Here is an 8,057-nt window from a genome sequence, read left to right as displayed (position 1 = left end):
ATTTTTGTCGGTGGTCAGTTGTTTCTCAATGTCCAGCTTGGCTTCCTCAATTTGCTCCAACTTAGCTTGCTGATCATCCAGAATATCAGCTTCCTCAGGTTTGTCGGGGTTGAGTCGCTCACAAGCGTCGAGGATTTTCTCCTCTGAACGTTCTAACTCATCTCGGCGCTGATAGAGTTCGCGACGGAGTTCATCACCCTGTTTTGTGTTGGGTAGGGGTGATGGTGCATTGAAGGTATTCGTATCCAGGGCAAAGAAGTCAATCCCACCGAAACGAAAGGTGTAATAGCGATTGGGTAAGCGGGTGAAAGTCCCCGGTTGATAACGTAGGCAATGTCCTGTATCTGTTTGAGCGGTGTAATGCTGATCTAAGTGACGGACAAACGCCTCCTTAGTATTAAACGCTTTCAGGTAATCCATGAATGCCTGTGCATAAACTCGGCCTTGACCCGAACCCTGCCAGCCAATGTCAAAATCTAGTTTTGACCAGAGGAGTCGGCGCAGGGGGAGTGTAGTCCCTGTCATCAAACCAAACAACCAAGGGAGGTCGTAGTAGTCGTGGTTTCCTAGCACGGGGAGAAACGGCATATTGAAGACCATCTGGTCATAGGCAATCTTTTTGTACTCCTCTCCACCGACTAGAAACTCTCGATAGGGAGAAATAAAGTTTTTTTGATAGTACTCGCTGGAGCCAACGAGGTAGATTACATCGCCCGTGTGCAACACAAAATTACTGGTATCACGTTGTGAGAGCATCAGTTCAGCGATTTGTCGTTGAGGGTTATGACCGCGCTGGGGTCCTGCACCACTATCACCCACGACTAAGAAGGAAAATTCAGGATTATCTGAATCATTTATGTCTAAAACCATCCGAGTTTGGTCGATGCCCCGCTCTAAAATGAGTGGGTCTCGCCACCGCACCCGCTGCTTCATTTTGCGGATTTTGACGGAGATGGGTGGATCGGACACGAATTTCATTCTTGGATAACTCCCGGATGGTATTCTTCGGCGAGGATTGTATTTCAGGATTTACGCAACACTTGTTTGTCATTTGTCAGGCTGAGCGAAACTACGTGTAACGTTATGGCAATTTTCAATTGCTCCGGGTGTATTGTAGGCAATTGAGAACCGCTTTACCACTAAAACTCAACGGAACAGCAACAGGTAACTCAACCGGATGAAGTCTCTTCCACCAGACGCTTCTGTAATGCCTTGGCTTTACTGGACACTTTTCCCCGTCCATCGTATTTTTCTGAGTCTTTATTTTGGACAAATTATCTTTCAAGGATATGAAAATCTACCGGAATCTGGCCCTGTGGTTCTTGCTCCTAAGCACTTTAGTCGTTGGGACCCACTCGTCATCTCTTTACTCAGTACTGAACCGTTACGGTTCATGACCAATGCTAATCAATTTGAGGGCTTCCAGGGTTGGTTGATTCAAAGATTGGGAGCGTTTCCCGTTGACTTAAATCATCCGACTGTTTCCACGATGCGCTGTGCGATCGAACTGTTGCAAGCGGGAAAGAAATTAGTGATGTTTCCGGAAGGGGGAATTGTGCGCGACCAACCCTTGCGACCGCTCAAAACGGGTTTAGCACGTTTGGTTCTGCAAGCTGAAGCGAAGTTACCGGAAGCTGTGGAAATTCCTATTGTTCCGATCGCAATTCGCTATGACCCAGGTGCTTCCCTGTGTGCCAACATATTGATCAATATCAGTTCTCCGCTTTACTCCCATGAATACCGTCAGGAGAATGATAAGCAAACCGCTCTTGCACTGACTCAAGCTTTACAAGACGCTTTACTTAGGGGTTTAGAAACTATTAAGTAGAGAAACTTAATTATTTGTAAGATGGGTAGAGCGATAGCAAAACCCATCAACCTTTGTCTTAGTGGGGTTTCGTCCCTTAACCCAACCTACAAGACAATATCGAGTATTAATGTAATTAATGAATGATGCTATTCGCTTTTTTAACCAGACTTGTGCTAGGGCGAGACCCTGCACTAAATAGAGTTTGTACCAGATTCGTAATTTTAAACTTTTTCTCTGAAGCTTCTTTTTTTGGGGCTTGAGCGCAGACTTCCAGGGGTGACCAGAAGTGGTCGTTAAAATCGTAGTATCCCATCTTTATCCCATCTTTACGAGTATCTTCATCGATACTTCATAGTTAATGGGAACAAAACAGGAAAATTATCCAAAAAAATCTGAGGTTTTTCTAGGGGTTAACGGTTATATCTTGATTCCTAGTTTCAAAGCCGGATTATTCATCCAGCGGTCAGCGACATGTGCATAAATACAGGTGGTTCTGGGGTCGGCGTGTCCCAACAAATCTTGCACTTGGCGTAACTCTGCACCAGACCTTAGGGCGAGAGTCCCTGCTGTATGTCTTAGACTATGAGCTGATATTGTTCTCCCTGGTGTTTGCTTGAGTGCTGCTTCTTGGAGATAGTAATCCACTATCAGCCGAATTCCACGCCGAGAAATCCGCTGTCCACCCGCTCGATTTCCTACTGCGATAAATAATGGACTGGATGGTTTAAGTGTTTCCTCACTCTGTTTCCTCGCTTCCAGGTAATTCATCAGAAGGCCGGCAATATCTGGAGTTAAAGGAACAACCCGGATATTTCGCTTCCCTTCCACCCGAATTCCCATATTTCCTCCTTGCTTGACCAGATCAGAAATATTGGCTCGATGGAGTTCTACTGTACGTGGGCCTTCCAAGGTCATAATGGCTAGCAGAGCTTTATCTCGCGCTGCTTTGAGGGTTCCATCTTGGGGTATCGCTTCCAGAAATTGCTCGACTTCAGCTTTTTCTAGGTAAGAAATGCGTTCTGCTGGGTCGCGCTTTTCCTTTGGGGGTTTCACGCCAGCGGCTGGATTGATGGGAATCAGCCCTTGTTCTAAGGCGGCTTGATAAAATCGCTTGACTACAGATAATTTTAATGCTATTGTAGCTGGCTTGAATTTCTTCTTTTCTACCATCCAGCGGCGGTAATGCTTGATGTCGTCTTTCGTGACTTCTGCGGGATGGATTTTTTGGCGATCGCACCAATCAACGAATTGCTGAACTTGGCGGCGGTACGTATTCAGGGTATCCGACGCGGCATCGCCAGCACCGACATCAATATTAAGAAACTCGGCAAAGACTTCTAGGAGGTTGGCGGTAGTGACAGCCAGGTTAGAAGGTTGAGGAGTGATTGGGCTTGGTGTTGCAGCTACCCGCATGGTGAAATGTTTGGGATTTTATACTCATGTTATCATCCTTAAATCCGATAATTACTCTTATGGGAATTAGAAGGCAATGGGTGCAAACAGAATTCGGGTGGCTAAGGATAAAGCGGAGTTGGTTAAATCTTTAGTCGTCTCAGAAAGTTCAACGGGGCCTTTCCAAACCTATGCCGATGCGATGGTGTTTGCAGCCGCATTAGGGGCAAAGCGGAAGAAGCGATCGCCTTTGGGAACCATCTCCACCAAAGAAGTCTCACCCATTGCCTTAGAGGTATTTGTTTCCAGGGGATACGATCGCGTGCTAAGGTTACTGGCGATCGCACAAACCAAAGAGGCCAAGATTCTCTCCCCAACAGATGACATTGCTGAGGAGAAACGCATCCATCTTTTTGAAGAATATGCCAATGGTGGGCTGGATATTTTGCGAGATGAGTTGCGGGGAGCGGTAGATTATTCCGAGCGACTGCTGTTGATTTTGAGCGCAGAAAGGTTTAAAAAAGAAACGCCTGAAGGTGATTTTGATTTGAGTCGGTTTTTATGAAACGGTTCAACCCATCCCTTGATTAAATCCCTGGCGGATGATGCTACTGGTGCAAGACTCCCCATGAGCTGGGCTTACGCCTCGCTTGCTCGCTTCGCTGCGCCCGCCTTCGCGTCACGCTAACGCACACGAACATTCAATGAAAGACTCTTCCCCCATGCCCTACTCCCCTCTTTCAAGACAGAACTCAGTTTAAACCGAATGGTATTGGTATAAAGGCTTGTTTGCTTGAAACTCTTTGCTATAGAAGCGCAACATTCAGGCTACCTTGGGTAGAGGTATGCCACTTAACGGCGATGGGGGACAGAGACTGTGAGAACACCGAGCTTATTTGAAGAGGATCGCTTGACGCTTCCCAAGAGCATTGAGCTATCTGCTGAATCTCTGTCGCATTATGGCGCATTGTACAAGCACTGGGCTGTTGCATTCAGCGGTGGGAAAGACTCTTCCGCAACTGTAACCCTGGTGGCTCACTTGATTGATACAGGGCGCATTCCCAAGCCGGAAAGTTTGACGGTTCTTTACGCCGATACGCGGCAGGAGTTGCCACCCCTTCATGTGGCTGCTATGGGCATCATGGAGGAACTCCGCAAGCGGGGCATTGATACCCGTGTGGTATTGCCTGAACTGGATCATCGTTACTTTGTGTATATGTTAGGGCGAGGCGTACCCCCTCCGAGCAATACCTTCCGTTGGTGCACCCCTAAGCTAAAGGTGATGAGCATGGAGCGGGAACTGGAAAAGATACGCCAGCAGCACGGTGAGAAGTTACTGATGTTAACAGGGGTAAGAATTGGAGAGAGTGCGGCTCGTGACCAACGGATTGCCATTAGTTGTACCAAAGATGGGGGGGAATGTGGACAGGGTTGGTTTCAGCAAAGCTCGTCTCATGCAGTAGCAGATACCCTAGCTCCAATCCTGCACTGGCGGATTTGTAATGTCTGGGATTGGTTGATGTTTGAAGCTCCAGCTTTGGGCTTTTCAACGGAGGAGATTGCGGCTGTTTATGGCATGACTTCTGAAGGTTCTGAATCTGAGGAACCGCTGAGCTTGAGAACTGGCTGCATCGGGTGTCCTTTGGTACAAGAAGATCGAGCGCTGGAAGCTGTGATTGGTGATTCACAATGGGCATACCTCGCACCACTCCGCAGGTTGCGTCCGCTGTATCGGGAAATTAAAAAGCCACAATACCGCCACCGGAAACATGGCGAAGTCAAAAAAGATGGCTCTCTTGCGGCTAAGCAAAATCGGTTAGGACCGCTCACGCTGGATGCTCGTCGCTGGATGCTGGAGCAAGTATTAGCGATTCAAGAGGACGTGAATCAGGCGGCGACGTTGGAGAATCGGCCTACCATTAGCTTGATTAATGAGGAAGAATTGGTACGGATTGAAGAGTTGATTGCTGCTAATACTTATCCTGAAAAGTGGGATGGGACTGAACCCAGAGGGGATGAGTGGTTCCCTGAAATCTTCTCAGATGGAAGTATTCAGCTCCTATTGTTTGATAAATTGTGAGTTGCTAAATAGTGGAAAAAATTATGGAGAAACGAACGGTTGCTCAAGCGGTCATTGAGGTGTTGCAAGCAGCTAAGCAGCCAATGGCTATTTCTGATATTACCCAGGCTATCCTCGATAAAAACTTGTATACTTTCAATGCCAAGGAGCCAACAGCAATTGTTCGTGGAGCCATTGAGAGGCGATGTGAAGGGGTCAATCGAAAAAGTTCAATTGAACCTAAATATTTTAAGAAACTGCCCGATGGAAAGTATGGATTGAAGAATAAGTAAGCTCTAATGTAGTGGCGTGACACCTTTAAAATGATGCAATAAAAAATAGACTATTAAACTCCAATTTCTGACTTATTCCTAATGTCCTATGTGGAAATTGAGTTATTGGGTGAGGCGTTATTCAAGTTAGCTAGTGAAACGGCTTTGAGGAGTTGGTTGTATGAAAGGGGGCTGCGACGGGGAGTTGAAAAAATTGTATTGAGCCAAATTAATCGTCGTTTTGGAACTGTTTCTCTCGATTTAGAAAAGCAAATTCGCCGTTTACCAATTGAACGGGTGGAAGCGTTGGCAGAGAGGTTGTTTGATTTTGAAGAAGAAGGGGCGATGATAAATTGGTTGAATGAGATTAGCGGTTAATCATATTAGCTCTACTGCAACTGCTTAGGAAAACGGTATTACCAAAAATAGCCCGGTTTGATTTGAGTGTGACGTTGCTCAGTGTCGTACTCCAAAAGATATTCACAAGCGATCGCACCATTCTCCCTCAACTGTTTGACTTCTTCTTCTCGAATCTCGGTATCCGTGGAAAGTAGGATAACTTGATGGCTGGCTTGAGGAAAGTAGCGATCGACCAAATTGTTGCGGTGGGAGGAGTCGAGGCGTCCGAGGGGTGTATCGATCGCTACGGGCAGTTGTCGTCCGGAAGCACGGGCGAGCCCCCACAGTAGGGAGATTGCCAGGAGTTGCTTCTCTCCCGCTGAGAGGCGATGTTTGGGTAGGGGTTGTCCTTCGTCATCAAATAGGGACAGACAGAAGGTTTCAGTATCAATTTGGATGCGATGCACGAGATTCGGTTTGTGGAGCAGGTAGAGGAAGCACTCGGTTACTAGAGTTTCGAGTTGATTTAGTTTACGGAGTTTGAGGCGTTTTTTGAATTCTTTTAGGGTTTCTTGAGCTTTAGCGGCGGCTTTCAGCGTGTGTTCGGTGGTGTGTTGCTCGATCGCTAATTTACTGTAGTCCATGAGTTCTTGTTTAGCACGGGCGATCGCTTTTTTGATTTGCTCCAACTCTCGCTTCGCTTGTTCGTAGTCGGCTGAAAGCTTCACCACTTCTGCTTGTGCTTGCTGGAACTGCTGTTTGAGCTTGGCGTAAACTTCGGGTGCGGCTGCTGTGGTTAGATAGCGTTCGGTGGCATCAATTTCGGCTTGGCAATTCTGTAAGTTCTGGATTCGCTCCCCAGCTTGCTGAATCGGATTGGATAACCTATGTGATAACATGGCAGTAATTTCCTGGACGCAATCGGCATCAGCACCTAACCAAGCATCAATCTGAGATTGGGTGAGGGCTTGTTGTTCGTCAGCTAAGAATGCTTGAATCTGCTTGATTTGGGTGGGTTTGAGTTTGAGAGAGGGAAGGTATTCTAAAAGGCGGCGATCGCGAGTTAGTATCAGATCGCGAGCCGCTAGCTGTTGTTGGTGCTGAATTTCCTGTTGAGCTTGGGATTGGGCTTGTTGCAGCAAGGGTTGAATTATGGCTAAGGGCAAAATTCCGGTAGCTAAATCGCGCAATGCCTGACGGTGGTTTGTCGCTTCTTCTTGTAAGCGTTGCAGTTGAGTTTCGTGTTGAGTTTTTTCGGCGGCGATTTTGCCCCCTTTGGTGAGAAAGGTTTCTTCTGCTTGGTTTAGCTTTTCTTGAGCGGCTTCCAGTTGGGGTTGAATGGCAGCTAATTTTTTCTTGGCAGTCCGCTTTTCTTCGTTGAGGGATTCTAGGCGATGCTCGATTTCTTCGAGTTTTTGCAAGTCCTGACGGTTGGCGCTTGCCTTGCGTTTGCGGGAAATGAGAACATCTAAATCGGTAGAAAGGCGATCGGGTAGTTCTAAGCCAAGGAGTGATGCGATCGCACTCATAACGAGGGGAGGGAGTTCGTCTTGCTCTGCTAGTTCTTTGACTTGTTCTCCGTCGAATAGGAACAAATTGGAGATGCCCAGAGGCAGTAAGTCTTCTATTCGTTCATCCCAGGATTGGGTAACGGCGGCATCGGGTGAGCCATCTGTAGAGACTTTTAGGGTATCGCGTCCGTTTTTGGGTTGCTGTGTCCAGGTACGATGGATGCGAAATTCAGTAGGCTGGGGTGCGTTGTTGAGGGTTTGCTGGAAGGCAAGTTCAATGCTGGTGGGTTCGTCGTTGATTTGACGGTTGACACACTGACTCAGGAAGTCGCTGTAAGATAGGTTGCCACGGGTTGAGCATTGGGCACGTTTTCCGTAAAGTGCCAGACGGATGGCATCGATGAGAGTAGTTTTGCCATCGCCATTCATGCCACCAAACAGGATGATGGGCTGTTCGTTGTTGGGGGAGGTGAGGTTGATGGTGTGCTGGCCTCGATAGGGGCCGAAATTCTGCAATACTAATTCTGTGAGGATAAGATGGGGAATCCCTTTCGGTCTATAGTCTTTTTCCGTTTCGGGCTGAGGAACGCTAGTAGTTTCGAGGTTGTAGGCGGCTTGGGAGTCGGAGGCAGTGGGTGAGGATTGAGCTTTGCCGAATTTTAATTCTGCCCAGG

9 protein-coding genes are annotated in these 8,057 nt (G+C 47.4%); 5 read left to right on the top strand and 4 right to left on the bottom strand.

Annotation, left to right across the window (positions count from 1 at the left end):
- Nucleotides 1-978, bottom strand: a 978-nt coding sequence (locus V6C93_RS13925; protein ID WP_333477258.1) for a metallophosphoesterase, incomplete at its 3' end; no start/stop codon positions are given.
- Nucleotides 979-1,177: 199 nt separating this feature from the next.
- Here V6C93_RS13925 and V6C93_RS13920 point away from each other — a divergent pair.
- Nucleotides 1,178-1,828 (top strand): lysophospholipid acyltransferase family protein, encoded by a 651-nt coding sequence (locus V6C93_RS13920; RefSeq protein ID WP_333477257.1) that lies wholly within the window; start codon nt 1,178-1,180, stop codon nt 1,826-1,828.
- 115 nt (nt 1,829-1,943) lie between these two features.
- On the opposite strand, the gene V6C93_RS13915 is transcribed toward V6C93_RS13920, so the two are convergent.
- Together V6C93_RS13915 and V6C93_RS13910 are read right to left on the bottom strand one after the other, a co-directional pair.
- Nucleotides 1,944-2,123 (bottom strand): hypothetical protein, encoded by a 180-nt coding sequence (locus V6C93_RS13915; RefSeq protein ID WP_333477256.1) that lies wholly within the window; start codon nt 2,121-2,123, stop codon nt 1,944-1,946.
- 104 nt (nt 2,124-2,227) lie between these two features.
- Nucleotides 2,228-3,223, bottom strand: a complete 996-nt coding sequence (locus V6C93_RS13910) for a tyrosine-type recombinase/integrase (RefSeq protein WP_333477255.1) — start codon at nt 3,221-3,223, stop codon at nt 2,228-2,230.
- Nucleotides 3,224-3,299: 76 nt separating this feature from the next.
- Here V6C93_RS13910 and V6C93_RS13905 point away from each other — a divergent pair, with 76 nt between their 5' ends.
- The 4 genes from V6C93_RS13905 (at nt 3,300) to V6C93_RS13890 (ending at nt 5,911) form a co-directional block, all read left to right on the top strand.
- The gene (locus tag V6C93_RS13905; RefSeq protein ID WP_333477254.1) at nt 3,300-3,767 is read left to right on the top strand and encodes a DNA phosphorothioation-associated protein 4; all 468 of its coding nucleotides are present in this window, start codon (nt 3,300-3,302) and stop codon (nt 3,765-3,767) included.
- Between the two features lie 312 nt (nt 3,768-4,079).
- Complete coding sequence (locus tag V6C93_RS13900; RefSeq protein WP_333477253.1) at nt 4,080-5,282, top strand: phosphoadenosine phosphosulfate reductase family protein; 1,203 nt, start codon at nt 4,080-4,082, stop codon at nt 5,280-5,282.
- Between the two features lie 23 nt (nt 5,283-5,305).
- The gene (locus V6C93_RS13895; RefSeq protein ID WP_333477252.1) at nt 5,306-5,554 is read left to right on the top strand and encodes a winged helix-turn-helix domain-containing protein; all 249 of its coding nucleotides are present in this window, start codon (nt 5,306-5,308) and stop codon (nt 5,552-5,554) included.
- 81 nt (nt 5,555-5,635) lie between these two features.
- A complete protein-coding gene (locus V6C93_RS13890) occupies nt 5,636-5,911 on the top strand; it encodes a DUF4351 domain-containing protein (protein WP_333477251.1) in 276 nt (91 codons plus the stop codon).
- Between the two features lie 38 nt (nt 5,912-5,949).
- On the opposite strand, the gene dndD is transcribed toward V6C93_RS13890, so the two are convergent.
- Nucleotides 5,950-7,929 carry a DNA sulfur modification protein DndD gene (gene dndD / locus V6C93_RS13885; protein WP_349262713.1) on the bottom strand — a complete coding sequence of 660 codons (1,980 nt, stop codon included), beginning with the start codon at nt 7,927-7,929 and terminating at the stop codon, nt 5,950-5,952.
- Nucleotides 7,930-8,057 lie beyond the last annotated feature (128 nt).

The sequence above is a fragment of the Allocoleopsis sp. genome, assembly GCF_036703385.1.
Lineage (GTDB): Bacteria > Cyanobacteriota > Cyanobacteriia > Cyanobacteriales > Coleofasciculaceae > Allocoleopsis.
The sequence above is the reverse complement of the archived record's forward strand: the minus strand, read 5'-3'. Positions and strand labels throughout refer to the sequence as shown.